This window comes from Pseudarthrobacter sp. lyk4-40-TYG-27 (assembly GCF_030209295.1).
GTDB lineage: Bacteria > Actinomycetota > Actinomycetes > Actinomycetales > Micrococcaceae > Arthrobacter.
The window spans coordinates 219,820-235,173 of record NZ_JARVSH010000001.1 but is presented as its reverse complement, the minus strand read 5'-3'; the positions used below and the strand labels follow the sequence as shown (position 1 = coordinate 235,173).

Annotated in this window: 15 protein-coding genes; 1 reads left to right on the top strand and 14 read right to left on the bottom strand. The window is 66.5% G+C overall.

Translation table 11 applies throughout. The features are described from left to right. Nucleotides 1-2: 2 nt before the first annotated feature. From metK to pyrR, 12 genes are all read right to left on the bottom strand, one after another. Nucleotides 3-1,238 (bottom strand): methionine adenosyltransferase, encoded by a 1,236-nt coding sequence (metK, locus tag QRM96_RS01145; RefSeq protein ID WP_285318029.1) that lies wholly within the window; start codon nt 1,236-1,238, stop codon nt 3-5. Nucleotides 1,239-1,314: 76 nt separating this feature from the next. Beyond that, nucleotides 1,315-2,553, bottom strand: coding sequence for a bifunctional phosphopantothenoylcysteine decarboxylase/phosphopantothenate--cysteine ligase CoaBC (coaBC, locus tag QRM96_RS01140; RefSeq protein WP_285318028.1), 1,239 nt, complete (start codon nt 2,551-2,553; stop codon nt 1,315-1,317). Between the two features lie 38 nt (nt 2,554-2,591). Next, nucleotides 2,592-2,852, bottom strand: coding sequence for a DNA-directed RNA polymerase subunit omega (rpoZ, locus tag QRM96_RS01135; RefSeq protein WP_026264487.1), 261 nt, complete (start codon nt 2,850-2,852; stop codon nt 2,592-2,594). A 16-nt stretch (nt 2,853-2,868) separates the two neighbouring features. Then, nucleotides 2,869-3,462, bottom strand: coding sequence for a guanylate kinase (gmk, locus tag QRM96_RS01130; protein WP_018761417.1), 594 nt, complete (start codon nt 3,460-3,462; stop codon nt 2,869-2,871). 46 nt (nt 3,463-3,508) lie between these two features. Then, nucleotides 3,509-3,826, bottom strand: a complete 318-nt coding sequence (mihF, locus tag QRM96_RS01125; RefSeq protein ID WP_026264488.1) for an integration host factor, actinobacterial type — start codon at nt 3,824-3,826, stop codon at nt 3,509-3,511. 111 nt (nt 3,827-3,937) lie between these two features. Further along, nucleotides 3,938-4,798 carry an orotidine-5'-phosphate decarboxylase gene (gene pyrF / locus QRM96_RS01120; RefSeq protein WP_285318027.1) on the bottom strand — a complete coding sequence of 287 codons (861 nt, stop codon included), beginning with the start codon at nt 4,796-4,798 and terminating at the stop codon, nt 3,938-3,940. After that, the gene (carB, locus tag QRM96_RS01115; RefSeq protein ID WP_285318025.1) at nt 4,791-8,108 is read right to left on the bottom strand and encodes a carbamoyl-phosphate synthase large subunit; all 3,318 of its coding nucleotides are present in this window, start codon (nt 8,106-8,108) and stop codon (nt 4,791-4,793) included. The genes pyrF and carB overlap by 8 nt, the downstream gene beginning before the upstream one ends. Further along, nucleotides 8,108-9,361, bottom strand: a complete 1,254-nt coding sequence (gene carA, locus QRM96_RS01110; protein ID WP_502934871.1) for a glutamine-hydrolyzing carbamoyl-phosphate synthase small subunit — start codon at nt 9,359-9,361, stop codon at nt 8,108-8,110. Before carA ends, carB begins: the two co-directional genes overlap by 1 nt. Further along, nucleotides 9,342-9,860, bottom strand: coding sequence for a PH-like domain-containing protein (locus tag QRM96_RS01105; RefSeq protein WP_285318022.1), 519 nt, complete (start codon nt 9,858-9,860; stop codon nt 9,342-9,344). The genes carA and QRM96_RS01105 overlap by 20 nt, the downstream gene beginning before the upstream one ends. Next, a complete protein-coding gene (locus QRM96_RS01100; protein ID WP_018761423.1) occupies nt 9,860-11,200 on the bottom strand; it encodes a dihydroorotase in 1,341 nt (446 codons plus the stop codon). Before QRM96_RS01100 ends, QRM96_RS01105 begins: the two co-directional genes overlap by 1 nt. Beyond that, nucleotides 11,200-12,225, bottom strand: coding sequence for an aspartate carbamoyltransferase catalytic subunit (locus QRM96_RS01095; protein WP_018761424.1), 1,026 nt, complete (start codon nt 12,223-12,225; stop codon nt 11,200-11,202). Before QRM96_RS01095 ends, QRM96_RS01100 begins: the two co-directional genes overlap by 1 nt. Beyond that, the gene (gene pyrR / locus QRM96_RS01090; RefSeq protein ID WP_018761425.1) at nt 12,222-12,809 is read right to left on the bottom strand and encodes a bifunctional pyr operon transcriptional regulator/uracil phosphoribosyltransferase PyrR; all 588 of its coding nucleotides are present in this window, start codon (nt 12,807-12,809) and stop codon (nt 12,222-12,224) included. Before pyrR ends, QRM96_RS01095 begins: the two co-directional genes overlap by 4 nt. A 177-nt stretch (nt 12,810-12,986) precedes the next feature. On the opposite strand from pyrR, the gene QRM96_RS01085 reads away from it, so the two are divergent. After that, nucleotides 12,987-14,261, top strand: a complete 1,275-nt coding sequence (locus tag QRM96_RS01085) for a PrsW family intramembrane metalloprotease (protein ID WP_285318019.1) — start codon at nt 12,987-12,989, stop codon at nt 14,259-14,261. Nucleotides 14,262-14,336: 75 nt separating this feature from the next. Here the strand turns inward: QRM96_RS01085 and nusB are convergent, their stop codons facing one another. Beyond that, complete coding sequence (gene nusB / locus QRM96_RS01080; RefSeq protein ID WP_285318018.1) at nt 14,337-14,747, bottom strand: transcription antitermination factor NusB; 411 nt, start codon at nt 14,745-14,747, stop codon at nt 14,337-14,339. Then, the gene (efp, locus tag QRM96_RS01075; protein WP_018761428.1) at nt 14,747-15,310 is read right to left on the bottom strand and encodes an elongation factor P; all 564 of its coding nucleotides are present in this window, start codon (nt 15,308-15,310) and stop codon (nt 14,747-14,749) included. The genes nusB and efp overlap by 1 nt, the downstream gene beginning before the upstream one ends. Between the last annotated feature and the right edge of the window lie 44 nt (nt 15,311-15,354).

The following is a 15,354-nucleotide window of genomic DNA, read 5'->3' as shown; positions in this document are numbered from 1 at the left end:
TGTCAGGCGTTGAAGAATGCCTTCAGGTCATCCACCCGGTCCAGGCGTTCCCAGGTGAAGTCAGGATCGTCGCGGCCGAAGTGCCCGTGCGCGGCGGTCTTTGCGTAGATGGGCCGCTTCAGGTCAAGGGCGTCAATGATGGCGCGCGGGCGCAGGTCGAAGATCTCGGCGATGGCGGCGCTGATCCTGGCCGGGTCCACGGTCTCGGTGCCGAACGTCTCCACGTACGTTCCCACGGGCCGGGCCTGGCCGATCGCGTAAGCGATCTGGATCTCGGCGCGCTTGGCCAGTCCTGCGGCCACCACGTTCTTGGCCACCCAGCGCATGGCGTAGGCAGCAGAGCGGTCCACCTTGGACGGGTCCTTGCCGGAGAAGGCGCCACCGCCGTGGCGGGCCATGCCGCCGTAGGTGTCCACAATGATTTTGCGGCCGGTGAGTCCGGCGTCCCCAACCGGTCCGCCGATAACGAACTCACCGGCCGGGTTGAGGATGTTCGTGGTGCGCGAGAGGTCCAGGTTGGCGCCGGCAAGAACGGGTTCGATCACGATGGCGGCGAGGTCCGCGCGGAGCTGCTCGAGGCTTGCGCCGTCGGCGTGCTGGCTGGAGATCACTACTGTCTCCACGGAGACGGGGACGTCTTTGTCGTAGCCAACGGTCACCTGGGTCTTGCCGTCCGGGCGGAGGTAGGCCAGCTGGCCCGTCTTGCGGACCTCGGTGAGTCGTTCGGACAGCCGGTGGGCGAGCCAGATCGGCGTCGGCATGTAGGAAGGGGTCTCGTCGCTGGCGTAGCCGAACATCAGGCCCTGGTCCCCTGCGCCCTGGAGGTCGTAATCGTCCTCCTGGCGGCCCTCGCGCGCCTCGAGTGAGTTGAACACACCGCCGGCAATGTCGTTGGACTGCTGTCCGATGGAGACGGAGACGCCGCACCGGGCGCCGTCGAAGCCGTTGGCCGAGGAATCGTAGCCGATTCCCAAGATGGTCTCACGGACGATCTGCGGGATCTCGACGTAGGCGTCGGTGGTGACTTCGCCTGCCACGTGCACCAGACCCGTGGTGGCCATGGTTTCCACGGCCACGCGCGACTCGGGGTCGGCTGCCAGCAGCGCGTCCAGGATGGCGTCGCTGATCTGGTCGCAGATCTTGTCCGGATGGCCCTCGGTGACCGACTCGGACGTGAAGAGCCGGAGCGCGGCGGGCGTGGCCCCGTGGGCCTGGGGAAGGTGCAGCGGTAAAGTCACTCAACTACCTTACTGGTTGGTGTTGCTTGCCAGGCGGGAGATGTCCCCGTGCTAAGCAAACGTGGCCTGAAACACTTCAGGCGCGGGGCGAAACGTGGTTCAGTTCAAAGCTGATGCGCCTGATGATGGCTTCCGAAACCTCGGTTTTGGTCCCGGACGCCTCCTGTGGTTCGGAGCCGGCCCGGGAGAGGATGACCACCGCGTTGGAGTCCTGGCCAAAGACCTTGTCCATCCCCACGTGGTTGACCACCAGCAGGTCGCAGCCCTTGCGCTGCAGTTTGGCTTGGGCGTAAGCCAGGACGTCGCCCTGGCTGTCTCCCGTTTCGGCGGCGAAGCCGACGACGAGCTGGCCGCTTCCGGCACGGGATGCGTTGCGCTTCTCCACGAGTTCCTGCAGGATGTCCGGGTTGCGGACCAGGGTGATGACGGGGTCGGCGGTGTCGTCCCGCTTCTTGATTTTGGTGTCCGAGACTTCTCCGGGCCGGAAATCGGCCACGGCAGCGGACATGATGATCACGTCGGAATCGGCTGCTGCAGCCAGTGCGGCCTCACGGAGCTCCAGGGCCGTCTCCACACGTTGCACCTCAACCCCTGCCGGCGCCGGGACCTCCATGTGGGCTGCCAGCAAGCGCACGGTGGCCCCGGCATTCCGCGCGGCAACGGCCAGCGCGACGCCCTGCTTGCCGGAGGACCGGTTGCCGAGGAACCTGACCGGGTCCAGGGATTCCCGGGTTCCGCCGGCGCTGATGGTGACGGTGCGTCCCGCCAGCGGAAGCTGGTAATCGGACCGGCCCTGCACCAGCGCCATGGCGGCGTCGAAGATGGCCTGGGGTTCCGGGAGCCTGCCCGGTCCCGAGTCTGCCCCTGTCAGCCTGCCGGAGGCGGGTTCAAGGACTGCAGCACCACGCCCGCGGAGAGTTTCCACGTTGGCGCGGGTGGCGGCATGTTGCCACATCTCCGTGTGCATGGCCGGGGCGAAGAGCACCGGGCCGTGGGCCATGAGCAGCGTGTTGGTCAGGAGGTCGCCGGCCTGGCCGGTGGCTGCCTTGGCAAGGAGGTCGGCCGTGGCGGGTGCGACGACCACGAGGTCGGCCTCGTGGCCCAGCCGTACGTGGTTGACCAGGTGCACGTCATCGAAAACGCTGTTGCTGACCGGGTTCCCGGACAGCGCCTCCCAGGTGGCGGTACCGACGAACCGGGTGGACGCCTCGGTGGGGATCACCGTGACGTCATGGCCGGCTTCAGTAAAAAGCCGGAGGAGCGACGCCACCTTGTAGGCGGCAATCCCTCCCCCGACTCCGAGGACTATGCGCACGTGACCTCCGTCAACAGCAAGTCAGTTCGGCTGCAGGACTACTCTGCGGCTTCGATCGGCGTGGAAACCAGCTTGCCTTCGTTGATCTCGCGCAGGGCGATCGAGAGCGACTTCTCGTTCAGCTTGGTATCGACCAGGGGGCCGACATATTCGAACAGGCCCTCGTGCAGCTGGGCGTAGTAGGCGTTGATCTGACGAGCACGCTTGGCACCGAAGATCACCAGGCCGTACTTGGAATCCGCTACCTTCAGCAGATCGTCGATCGGCGGGTTGATGATGCCTTCAAGGTTCGTAGACACGAATTTCTCCAAATTCCTAGCGGGCTGACGGTTCCGGCAGATGTGGATGCGGGGTCAGCCCCATGAGTGAAACAAGCTCGTCCGCTGCCCGGCGGACGTCATCGTTGATGACGGTGTGGTCGAACTCCGGTTCAGCAGCAAGTTCCAGTTTAGCGGTTTCCAGCCGGCGCTGCTGTTCCTCGGGGGTTTCGGTCCCCCGGCCCACCAGCCGTCGGACCATCTCGTCCCACGTCGGCGGCGCCAGGAAGACGAACTGCGCGTCCGGAACAGCCGCCTTGACCTGCCGGGCCCCCTGCAGGTCGATCTCCAGCAGGACTGAGCGGCCCTCGGCGATCGCCCGGTTCACGGTGCTCTTCAACGTGCCGTAGGTGTTCTGGCCGTGGACCACGGCCCATTCCAGCAGTTCACCGTCGGCGATGAGCTGCTCGAATTCTTCCTTGGACTTGAAGAAGTAGTGGACGCCATCCTCTTCCCCGGGCCGGGGGGCGCGGGTGGTGGCCGAGACGGAAAGCCAGACTTCGGGGTAGTTGTCCCGGATGTAGGTGGACACGGTGCCTTTGCCAACAGCCGTCGGACCTGCGAGGACTGTCAGTCCGGGTTTCTTGCTCACGTATTCCTTTTGCTGGAGGTGGGGAAGCGCAGGCGGCCGGCCTGCGCTAATGCTCGTCTATAAAATCTACCAGCGCCCGCCGCTGGTGGACGCCCAGCCCGCGGACCCGGCGGGAGGCCGCAATGCCCAGCTGCTGCATGATGGCCGCGGCCCGCACCTTCCCGATGCCGGGAAGGGCTTCAAGGAGTTCGGACACCTTCATCCGGGCCAGGGCGTCGTCCTCAAGGGCTGAGCCAATGATGTCCGCCGCGGACCTGTCCCCGTTTCGAAGGCTTTCCTTGGCCGCTGCCCGGGTGGCCCTTGCCGCCGCCGCCTTGCCCAGGGCCTCGGCCCGTTCAGTCGCAGATAAAGGTCGCAGGACCATCACGGACACCCCCGGAGTCGGCGGATTTCATCCAAGGGCGGCCGCCCTTGGACCTGTCCTGAAAATACCCTTTGGTGCAGCCTGAAGCAATGCATCCGGGGAATTGGCGGACTATTGTCCCCGCAGCCCGTCCAAGGTGCGCTGGGCAGCTTCCCGCAATCCGCCCGGCAGGGGTCCCGCCGAGAGGATGTCCCGGCTGGAGGTTCCCAGGACCAGCGGGTACGCGGCGCCGAACGTGGCCCGGAGGTCGGCAGGGGTAGCTCCCTGGGCGCCAAGGCCTGGCGCCAGGATGGGGCCGCGGACTGCTGCGAGGTCCAGCTCGAGGTCCGTCAGCGCTGTGCCAACGGTGGCGCCCACCACCAGGCCCACGGACCCCAGGTTTCCTGCGTAGCGGGCGTTCTCCGCGGCTGCGGCGGTGGTGATCCTGCGCGCCACCGAATCGCTGCCGCCAACGTGCTGGACGGAGGCGCCTTCCGGGTTGGACGTCAGGGCGAGGACGAACACGCCCCGGCCTGTGTCCGCGGCAAGGTCCAGCGCCGGCCGCAAGGACTCGAACCCGAGATAGGGGCTGAGGGTGACCGAGTCCGCCGCCAGCGGGGAGCCGTCACGGAGCCACGCGTCGGCGTAGGCGGCCATGGTGGATCCGATGTCCCCGCGCTTGGCATCGGCGATGCTGAGCACCGACTGCTCGCGGGCCCCGGCCAGGACCTCTTCCAGCACGGCAATACCGGCGGAGCCATGCCGTTCGTAAAGGGCCACCTGGGGCTTCACCGCGGCAGCGAGCGGAGCCACGGCCTCAAGGACCGTCAGCGAAAACCGTCTCAGCCCGGCGGCGTCGTCGTCCAGGCCCCAGCTTTCCAGCAGCGCCGGGTGCGGGTCGATGCCCACGCAGAGCGGACCGCGGGATGCCATGGCGGCGCCCAGCCGGGAGCCAAAGGACTCCCGGCCGGCGCCCGGTACCTGCTCAGGCATGCTGCAGGGCCGCCTTCTGCTGCGACTCGGCGAGGGCAGCCGCGTGCTCCTGCAAGCTGGTGACGGACCACTCGTAGGTGCGCATGGCTTCGATGGCCTGGACGGCGGCGTTGAACTCGGCCACCGTGGTGATGCACGGAATGCCGATGGACGTGGCCGCGGCCCGGAGCTCGTAGCCGTCGCTGCGGGCTTCGCCGCCGGACGGTGTGTTGAAGACCATGTCGATCTCTCCCGCGACGATGAGGTCGGCGATGGTGCCTTCCCCTTCGGCGCTGCTGCCCTCGGCCACCTTGCGTACCGGGGTGGCCTGGATGCCGTTGCGGCGCAGGACATCGGCGGTGCCGCCGGTGGAGACGATCTCGAAACCGAGGTCCGAGAGGCGCTTGACGCCCATGATCACCGAGCGCTTGTCCCGGTTGGCCACGGACACAAAGACCTTGCCTTCGGTGGGCAGGGCGTTGTTCGCGCCCGCCTGGCTCTTGGCGAAGGCGGTGTCGAAGTGCTTGTCGATGCCCATGACTTCGCCGGTGGAACGCATCTCGGGCCCGAGCAGGGAGTCCACCACCTTGCCCTCGAGCGTCCGGAACCGGCTGAACGGCAGCACGGCTTCCTTGACGGCCACGGGCGCGTCCAGCGGGAGGGTGGATCCATCGCCGGTTTCGGGCAGCATCTTGTAGGCGCTGCGCAGCTGGTTGATGGTCACGCCGGTGCCGATCAGCGCGGCGGCCTTGGCCATCTGGACGCCGGTGGCCTTGGACACGAACGGCACGGTCCGGGAGGCGCGCGGATTGGCTTCCAGGACGTACAGGACGTCCGAGGCCAGCGCGAACTGGATGTTGATCAGTCCGCGCACGCCCACGCCCTCGGCGATGGCGCGGGTGGCCACGCGGACCCGTTCAATGACGTTGCTGCCCAGGGTGATGGGCGGCAGGACGCAGGCGGAGTCACCGGAGTGGATGCCGGCTTCCTCGATGTGTTCCATGATGCCGCCCAGGTACATGTCGGTGCCGTCGAAGAGGGCATCGACGTCGATCTCGACCGCGTCTTCCAGGAACCGGTCGATCAGGACCGGGTGGTCCGGGGTGATCTCGGTGGCGTTGGCGATGTAGCGCGAGAGGTTCGGCTCGTCGTAGACGATTTCCATGCCGCGGCCGCCCAGCACGTAGGACGGGCGGACCAGGACGGGGTAGCCAATCTCATCGGCAATCTTCTTGGCGTCCTCGAAGGAGACGGCCGTACCGTTCTTCGGCGCCACCAAGCCGGCCTTGTCCAGCACGCGGGAGAAGGCGCCACGGTGCTCGGCGAGGTCGATGGCCTCCGGTGAGGTACCCAGTATGGGCACGCCGGCGTCGGCGAGCTGCTGCGCCAGCTTCAGCGGGGTTTGGCCGCCGAGCTGGACGAACACGCCCATGACGCCGCCCGTGCGTTCCTCGGCCGCGATGACCTCGAGGACGTCCTCGAGCGTAAGGGGCTCGAAGTACAGCCGGGTGGAGACGTCGTAGTCGGTGGAGACGGTTTCCGGGTTGCAGTTGACCATGACGGTCTCATAGCCTGCCTTGCGGAGCGCCATGGACGCGTGGACGCAGGAGTAGTCGAACTCGATGCCCTGGCCGATGCGGTTGGGGCCTGAGCCGAGGATCAGGATGGACGGCTTGGAGTGCAGCGCGACCTCGTCCTCCTCGTCATAGGCCGAGTAGTGGTACGGCGTGTAGGCGGCGAATTCGGCGGCGCAGGTGTCAACGGTCTTGTAGACGGGGCGGATGCCGAGGGCCTGGCGGACGCCCCGGACCACTGCCTCAGGGTTGTGCGTGAGGGAGCCGATCTGCTCGTCCGAGAAACCGTGGCGCTTGGCGCGCTTGAGCATGTCCGCTGTCAGAGCACCGGCCTGGCGGATTTCGCGGGAGATCTCGTTGAGCAGCTGGAGCTGGTCAAGGAACCAGGGATCGATCTTGGTGGCCTCGAAAAGCTGCTCCACGGTGGCGCCGCCCAGGAGGGCGCGCTGGACCTGGTGCAGGCGCTCGGTGGTGGGGCGTTTGGCCTTTTCGATGAGTTCGGCCACTTCCCATTCAGGGACGCTGCTGAAGTCCAGCTGCGAGCCCTTCTGTTCCAGGGAGCGCAGTGCCTTCTGCAGTGCTTCGGTGAAGTTGCGGCCCATCGCCATGGCCTCGCCCACCGACTTCATGGTGGTGGTAAGGGTGTTGTCCGCCGCAGGGAACTTCTCGAAGGCGAAGCGCGGCACCTTGACCACCACGTAGTCGAGGGTGGGTTCGAAGGACGCCGGGGTCTTCTGGGTGATGTCGTTGGGGATCTCGTCCAGGGTGTAGCCCAGCGAGAGCTTGGTGGCGATCTTGGCGATCGCGAAGCCGGTGGCCTTGGAAGCCAGTGCGGAGGAGCGGGAGACGCGCGGGTTCATTTCGATGACCACCACACGGCCGGTGGCGGGGTCGATGGCGAACTGGATGTTGCAGCCGCCGGTATCGACGCCCACCTCGCGGATGACGGCGATGGCGACGTCGCGCAGCTTCTGGTACTCGCGGTCAGTGAGGGTCAGCGCCGGAGCAACGGTGATGGAGTCGCCGGTGTGCACGCCCACGGGGTCGAAGTTCTCGATGGAGCAGACGACAACCACGTTGTCGTTCTTGTCCCGCATCATTTCGAGCTCGTATTCCTTCCAGCCCAGGATGCTCTCCTCGAGCAGCACCTCGCTGGTGGGGCTGTACTGCAGGCCCTGGCCGACAATGCGGCGCAGGTCGTCCTCGTTGTAGGCCAGTCCGGAGCCGAGTCCGCCCATGGTGAAGGAGGGGCGGACCACCATGGGGTAGCCGAGGTCGTCGGCTGCCGTGAGGGCTTCATCCATGCTGTGGATGATGTGGCTGCGGGCGGATTCCGCGCCGCAGCGCTCCACGACGCCCTTGAACTTTTCCCGGTCCTCGCCCAGCTCAATAGCGGCGATGTTGGCACCGATCAGCTCGACGTTGTACTTCTCCAGTACACCGTTCTTGTCCAGGGCGATGGCGGTGTTCAGCGCGGTCTGCCCGCCCAGGGTGGGCAGGACGGCGTCCGGCCGTTCCTTGGCGATGATCTTCTCCACCACCTCAGGGGTGATGGGCTCAACGTAGGTGGCGTCGGCGAACTCGGGGTCGGTCATGATGGTGGCCGGGTTGGAGTTCACGAGGATGACGCGAAGGCCCTCCTCCTTGAGGACACGCAGGGCCTGCGTGCCGGAGTAGTCGAATTCGGCGGCCTGGCCGATGACGATCGGGCCGGAACCAATGACGAGGACGCTTTTGAGGTCTGTACGTTTTGGCATTACTTCTTGTCCTCGGTCTTGTTGTCGTTGGCAGTCTTGGTTTCAGCGTCCTTGGTGTCCGCCATCAGGTCGATGAAGCGGTCGAACAGGTACGCGGCGTCGTGCGGGCCGGCGGCAGCTTCGGGGTGGTACTGCACGGAGAACGCCGGGATATCCAGGCAGGCGAGGCCTTCCACAACATCGTCGTTCAGGCTGATGTGGCTGACTTCCACCCGGCCGTACCGTGATTCCGGCGCCTGGGTGGCGCCGTCGAGCGGGGCGTCCACGGCGAAGCCATGGTTCTGGGAGGTGATTTCGACCTTCCCGGTGCGGCGGTCCATCACGGGCTGGTTGATGCCGCGGTGTCCGTAGCGGAGCTTGTACGTGCCAAAGCCCAATGCCCGGCCCAGGATCTGGTTGCCGAAGCAGATGCCGAAGTACGGCAGCTTTTCGTCCAGGACTGAGCGGAGCAGCTTGACCTGGGCGTCTGCGGTCGCTGGGTCGCCAGGGCCGTTGGACATGAAGAAACCGTCCGGGTTGACGGCCTTGACATCCTCAAGGGTGGCGGTGGCCGGCAGCACGTGGACGCGGACGCCCCGCTCGGCGAACCGTACCGGGGTCATGGCTTTGATGCCGAGGTCGATCGCCGCGATGGTGAAGCGGGGTTCACCTTCCCAGCCGTGGTCCTTCGGTTCTACGACGTAGGCTTCGTCGACGCTGACCTCCTCGGCCAGGCGGGAACCTTCCATGGGCGCACTGGCCAGGACGGCGTCGAGCAGTTCCTTGTCCGTGGCCCCTGCCGCCCCGCCGGAGAAGATGCCGGCGCGCATGGTCTTGTGCTCGCGCAGGTGGCGGGTGATGGCTCGGGTGTCCACGCCCTGGATGCCGACGATGCCCTGGGCCACCAGCTCCTCGTCAAGGGAGCGCTCGGAGCGCCAGTTGGAAGGCCGGCGGGCAGCGTCCCGGACAATGTAGCCGGCCACCCAGATCCGCCGCGACTCGGCGTCCTCGCTGTTCACACCGGTGTTGCCGATGTGGGGTGCCGTCTGTACCACGAGCTGGCGGGCATAGGACGGGTCGGTAATGGTTTCCTGGTAGCCGGTCATGCCGGTGGCGAAGACGGCCTCGCCCAGGGCGGTGCCGGTGGCGCCGTAGCTGGTGCCTCGGAAAATGCGGCCGTCTTCGAGAACCAGCGCAGCGGGGGCTGACACAGGAGCGGAGGTGGTTGCTGTCAATGTATTCGCTTTCACTGTCTTACTTTCCACTGGTGGCACCAGCCGCTGGGGCTGACGAAATCAATTCCTGAAGGGCCTGGTAAAGCACGTCTTTGTCGGCGGCGCGTCGGGTCCGGAAGCCGGTGTCAAGCTCATGCGCGCCGAGCATCCAGGCCAGCACGAGCAGGCCGTCTTTCTCGACGAACTTCCCGGCCATGCCGCTGTCCTGCCGGACACCGGTCAGGGAAGCGGCAGGGATGTAGAGCGCCGGCGCTCCGGCCCGTTCGTAGAGGACGCCATGCGGGTAGACCGCGAGGGTTGCGTTGGTGCGGATCCCAAGGCCGTGGACGGCGATCCGGTCGAGCCAGTCACCGGCGGTGGTGGTGGCAACGTACTGCCCTTCGGCGACAGCGGCGGGTTCACCGGTTGCCGCAGGCACCTCGGGCAGCTGTTCGACGTCGGCCTGGCGCCTGAGCCGGTTGCGCCAGCCGATGCCCAGGAGGACAAAGGCGACGGCGACGACCGCCAGCATGGCAAGTCCGGGGAGGATTTTGTCCATCAGGCAACGCCCGCCGTGGTGGCTGCGGCGTCGGGGTGGGGCGTGTTCAGTGCACCCTCGAGCACCGTGGGGTGTCCCTTGTAGAAGGTGGCAACCACCTTGCCCGGCAATTCCCGGCCCTTGAACGGCGAGTTGCGGCCCATGGTGGCCATCGTGGACGGATCGACGGTCCAGCGGGCTGCCGGGTCCACCAAAATGAGGTTGGCGGGTTCGCCGGCTTCGATGGGCCGTCCCTGGTCGGACAGCCGCCCGATCTTCGCCGCGGCCGTGGAGGTGACGCGGGCGAAGTCCGCCCACGTCATCAGTCCGGTTTCGATCATGGCGTGCTGCACGACTGAGAGGGCCGTTTCAAGTCCGGTCATGCCCATGGCGGCCTGCGCCCATTCACATTCCTTGTGCTCGCTGGGGTGCGGTGCATGGTCGGTACCCACAACGTCGATCGTGCCGTCTGCGAGCCCGGCACGCAATGCCTGGACGTCGGCATCGGTGCGCAGCGGCGGGTTGACCTTGAAGACGGGGTCGTAGCTGCGCACGAGGTCATCGGTCAGCAGCAGGTGGTGCGGGGTCACCTCGGCGGTGACGTCGATGCCCCGTTCCTTGGCCCAGCGGATGATTTCCACGGAGCCTGCCGTGGATACGTGGCAGACGTGCAGCCGCGAGCCGACATGCTGGGCCAGCAGGACGTCGCGGGCGATGATGCTTTCCTCGGCGACGGCAGGCCAGCCGGTCAGGCCGAGAACCGCGGAGACGTCGCCCTCGTTCATCTGTGCCCCGGCGGTGAGGCGGGGTTCCTGCGCGTGCTGGGCCACGACGCCGTCGAACGCCTTGACGTATTCCAGCGCCCGGCGCATCAGGACGGGATCGTGGACGCAGATGCCGTCGTCGGAGAACATCCGGACCCGGGCGCGGGAGTCGGCCATGGCGCCAAGTTCCGCCAGCTGCTCCCCCGCCAGTCCGACCGTGACGGCCCCGACCGGACGCACGTCCACCCAGCCTGCGGCCCGGCCCAGGGTGTAGACCTGCTCGACGACGCCGGCGGTGTCGGCGACGGGGGTGCTGTTGGCCATGGCATGGACAGCCGTGTAACCACCCAGGGCCGCTGCGCGGGTTCCGGTTTCGACGGTTTCGGCGTCCTCGCGGCCGGGTTCGCGCAGGTGGGTGTGGACATCCACCATGCCGGGCAACGCCACGCAGCCGGCGGCGTCGATCACCGTGGCTCCGCCGGCATCCAGGCCGTGGCCGATCTCGGCGATGATGCCGTCACGGATCAGCACGTCCGAGGCTTCGCCGCCCAGGATGGAGGCGCCCTTGATGAGGTAGGTTCCGGTGGTGGTCGTCATCAGATGCTCTCCTTGATGGGCGCGGCGGTGGTGTAGGCCGGGGCCCGGGTTGCGGCTGGTTCGCGGGAATCCCCGGAGAGCAGCAGGTACAGTGCGGCCATCCGAACGGACACGCCGTTGCGGACCTGTGCCAGGACGGTGGACCGGGGTGAGTCGGCTGCGGCGGCGCTGATTTCCAGGCCCCGGTTCATGGGACCTGGGTGCATGATGATGGTGTCTGTCATGCCGAGGTCGTCCAGGGCGCGGAGCCGGTTGTCGTCGAAGCCCCAGCGGCGGGAGTATTCCCTGGTGCTGGGGAAGAACGAGGCGTTCATGCGTTCGCCCTGGACCCGGAGCATCATGACGGCGTCCACGCCGTTTGCCAGGGTTTGGTCGAGGTCATAGCTGACACTGCAGGGCCATTGTTCGACGCCGACCGGCAGCAGGGTGGGTGGCGCCACCAAGGTGACCTCCGCGCCCAGGGTCCGGAGCAACCAGACGTTGGACCGTGCCACGCGTGAGTGCAGGACATCGCCGACGATCGCGACGCGCAGGCCTTTGAGGTCTGTTCCCTCCGACGCCGTTCCGGCCAGCCGCGCCCAGTGCCGGCGCATGGTGAAGGCGTCCAGGAGGGCCTGGGTGGGGTGTTCGTGGGTGCCGTCACCGGCGTTGATGACGCCGGCGTCGATCCAGTCCGTTGCGGCGAGCCGGTGCGGCGCGCCGGAAGCCCAATGGCGGATGACGACGGCGTCGGCCCCCATGGCGGACAGCGTCTGGGCGGTGTCCTTGAGGGATTCTCCCTTGGATACCGAGGACCCCTTCGCGGCGAAGTTGATCACATCCGCGGAGAGCCGCTTGGCTGCGGCTTCAAAGGAGATCCGGGTCCGGGTGGAGTCCTCGAAGAAAAGGTTGACCACCGTGCGTCCGCGCAGGGCCGGGAGTTTCTTGACCTCCCGCTCGCCCACGGCAGACATTTCCTCGGCGGTGTCCAGGATGCGGATGGCATTTTCAAGGCTGAGGTCCTGGGTGGACAGGAGGTGTTTCATGCGCCGCCCTCGATCACGACTTCGTTGACCGGTGATCCGCCTTGGGGTGTGTCGGTCTCCTCGAGCCGGACCCGTACCTTTTCGGCGGAGGAGGTGGGCAGGTTTTTGCCCACATGGTCAGCACGGATGGGAAGTTCGCGGTGGCCCCGGTCGATCAGGACGGCCAGCCGGACGATGCGCGGGCGGCCGAGGTCAACGAGGGCGTCCAGGGCGGCGCGGATGGTGCGTCCCGAGTACAGGACGTCGTCGATCAGCACCACTACCTTGTTGTCGATCCCCGTCCGGGGCAGTTTGGTGGGGTACGGCGGCCGGGTCCCCTGGTGGGAAAGATCGTCGCGGAACATGGTGACGTCAAGCTGGCCCACGATGGCGGCGGCGTCCACGGTGGCGTCGGCAGCCGCGATTTTTTCGGCCAGGCGGACGGCCAGCGGGTATCCGCGGCGGGGAATGCCCAGCAGGACCAAGTCCCGGGATCCCTTGTTGGCTTCGAGGATCTCATGGGCGATACGAGTGAGTGCCCGGTCGATGTCCGCCTGGCTGAGGACAACCCTGGCTGGAACCGGTGCGCTGGTGACAGAAGTCAACGCTCGTCTCCCCTTTCCCCGCCTCACAGGACGGAATTAAAAAAGGAACATTTGCTGTTCAAAATTACCACATCGCCTCGCCGTGCCTGCGCCCGGGAGACGCGTTGCTGGTCACATCGGCTGGCGCGGATTCGTGGTTCCTTGGCGCTCCGGCGCCCCCCGCCTAGGCTTTCCGTTATGCCGATGTATCCGCAGCAACCAACACCAGGGCTCCCCGAGGACCCCTACCGCGAAGCACCCGGGCCGGTCCCCCGGCAGGCCAACCCCAGCTGGATGGGCCAGGTCCATCCAGGACACTACCGCCCGGCACCGGGGCACGGCGGCCAGCCCCTGGCAACGGTCGGTCCGCACCTCCCGGAGACTGCGCTGCGGGTATCCCGGGCACGGACCGGACTGGCGGGACTGTCCATCGCAGGCGGTGTGCTCGCGTTCCTGAGCCTGTTCCTGGTGGTCCCGTTCCTGCTGTCCAATACCGGCGCCGGCGGATTCCTGATCGGGTTCCTCGCGTCCCTGGTTCCCTTGTCCGTGGTCCTGGCGGCGGTCCACATTATCGACAGGTGGGAACCGGAGCCGAAGCGGCTGCTGTTGTTCGCCTTCGTGTGGGGTGCTGCGGTATCCGTTGCGGTGACCCTGCTCATCCAGCCGTTCTTTGTGATCGCGTTCCAGTTCACGGACCAGGCGGACCTGCAGACGTATATGGCCACCGTGCAGGCGCCGGTGGTCGAGGAATTTGCCAAGTCCCTGGGCCTGCTGATCATCCTGCTGGCAGCGCGACGGCAATTCGACGGGCCCGTTGACGGCGTCGTTTTTGCCTTCACCATCGCCGGCGGGTTCGCCTTCACCGAGAACATCCTCTACTTCGGCAGGGCCGTGGCCGAATCGGCTTCCCCAGCCAGCGACCTCGCCCAGATCTTCTTCCTCCGCGGCGTGATGTCGCCCTTCGCGCACGCGATCTTCACCGGAACCACGGGACTGGTGATGGGGTTCGCCGCGCGGAAGTGGCATACCGGAGCGTCCGTGGGAGCCTTCCTGGCAGGGCTGCTGCCGGCCATGTTCCTGCACAACAGGTGGAACAGCATGGGCAGGGGCTTCCTGCTGGACTACATCATGGTCCAGGTTCCGATCTTCCTGCTGGCGGTGGCAGGCATCATCTTCCTTCGGGTTGCCGAGAAGCGCCTGACCCGGCAGCGGCTGCTGGAGTATTCGGCCGCGGGCTGGTTCACGCCGGACGAGGTGCAGCTCCTGGCGACCCCCGCCGGAAGGCGCACGGCGTTGTCCTGGGCCGCCACCGCGGGCCGGAAACCGCAGATGAAGCAGTTCCTGAAGGCGGCCACACAGCTCGCGAATATCCGCCAGCGGATCCTGAGCGGGCGGGACGTGCCTCTTCACCAGGCCGAGGAGCGGCACCAGCTCCAAAGGATCCTGGAGCTCCGGGCGGCCATCGCCCGTTGAGAACGCAGAAGGAGCCCGCCGGATGTCCGGCGGGCCCCTTGGCGTTCGGCTGACGCCGCAAACCTGGGCTCTTCCCTAGGCGAGCAGCGAAGGCTTCAGCTGTTGCAGGCGCCCGAGCAGGCCGTTGATGAACTGCGGAGACTCATCCGTGGACAGCGTCTTGGCCAGTGCAACGGCTTCGCTGACCGCAACTCCGTCGGGGACGTCATCGTTGTACAGGAGCTCCCACGTACCGATGCGGAGGATGATGCGGTCCACTGACGGCATCCGTTCCAGGCTCCAGCCCTGCGAGTAGGTCTCCAGGAACTCATCAATGGCTGCCTGCTGGGACACTACGCCCTCAACGATTTCCACGGTGTAGGGGTTGACCACCTGGTCGGTCTTTTCCCGGCGTGCGCGGAGCACGTCAAATGCCGAAACAGAGCGTTGCTCCGCCTCGAAAAGAACATCCAGTGCCCTGTTGCGGGCTTTACCGCGGGCGCTCACTACTCGGTGACCCGGCCCAGGTAGCTGCCGTCGCGGGTGTCCACCTTGACCTTGGTGTTGTTCTCGATGAACAGCGGCACCTGGATCTCGTAACCCGTTTCCAGGGTGGCAGGCTTGGTGCCGGCGGACGAGCGGTCGCCCTGCAGGCCCGGCTCGGTGTAGGTGATTTCGAGGACGACGCTCGGCGGCAGTTCGATGTAGAGCGGGTTGCCGTCGTGGATGGCGATGTTCACCATCTGGTTCTCAAGCATGAAGTTGGTGGCGTCCCCCACCGTGGCCCCGGAAACGGTGATCTGGTCGTAGTCGGAGGTGTCCATGAACACGAAGTCCGCGCCGTCCTGGTACAGGTACTGGTAGTCGCGGCGGTCGACGGTGGCCGTCTCAATCTTGAGGCCGGCGTTGAAGGTCTTGTCGACAACCTTGCCGGACATCACGTTGCGCATCTTGGTGCGGACAAAGGCGCCGCCCTTGCCGGGCTTGACGTGCTGGAACTCGATGATGTTCCACAACTGGCCCTCAAGCTTCAGGACCGTTCCGTTCTTAATGTCGTTAGTGGTTGCCACTGGTTTCCTCTGGTTCCTTTATCCGGCCGTGTGGGCCAGGTGCT

What these genes read in the sequence shown, in the direction of transcription:
- mihF (WP_026264488.1), bottom strand. Translation starts at nt 3,826, where the DNA reads ATGGTCCTGCGACCTTTATCTGCGACTGAACGGGCCGAGGCCCTGGGC.
- pyrF (WP_285318027.1), bottom strand. Translation starts at nt 4,798, where the DNA reads ATGCCTGAGCAGGTACCGGGCGCCGGCCGGGAGTCCTTTGGCTCCCGG.
- carB (WP_285318025.1), bottom strand. Translation starts at nt 8,108, where the DNA reads ATGCCAAAACGTACAGACCTCAAAAGCGTCCTCGTCATTGGTTCCGGC.
- QRM96_RS01105 (WP_285318022.1), bottom strand. Translation starts at nt 9,860, where the DNA reads ATGGACAAAATCCTCCCCGGACTTGCCATGCTGGCGGTCGTCGCCGTC.
- QRM96_RS01100 (WP_018761423.1), bottom strand. Translation starts at nt 11,200, where the DNA reads ATGACGACCACCACCGGAACCTACCTCATCAAGGGCGCCTCCATCCTG.
- QRM96_RS01095 (WP_018761424.1), bottom strand. Translation starts at nt 12,225, where the DNA reads ATGAAACACCTCCTGTCCACCCAGGACCTCAGCCTTGAAAATGCCATC.
- QRM96_RS01085 (WP_285318019.1), top strand. Translation starts at nt 12,987, where the DNA reads ATGCCGATGTATCCGCAGCAACCAACACCAGGGCTCCCCGAGGACCCC.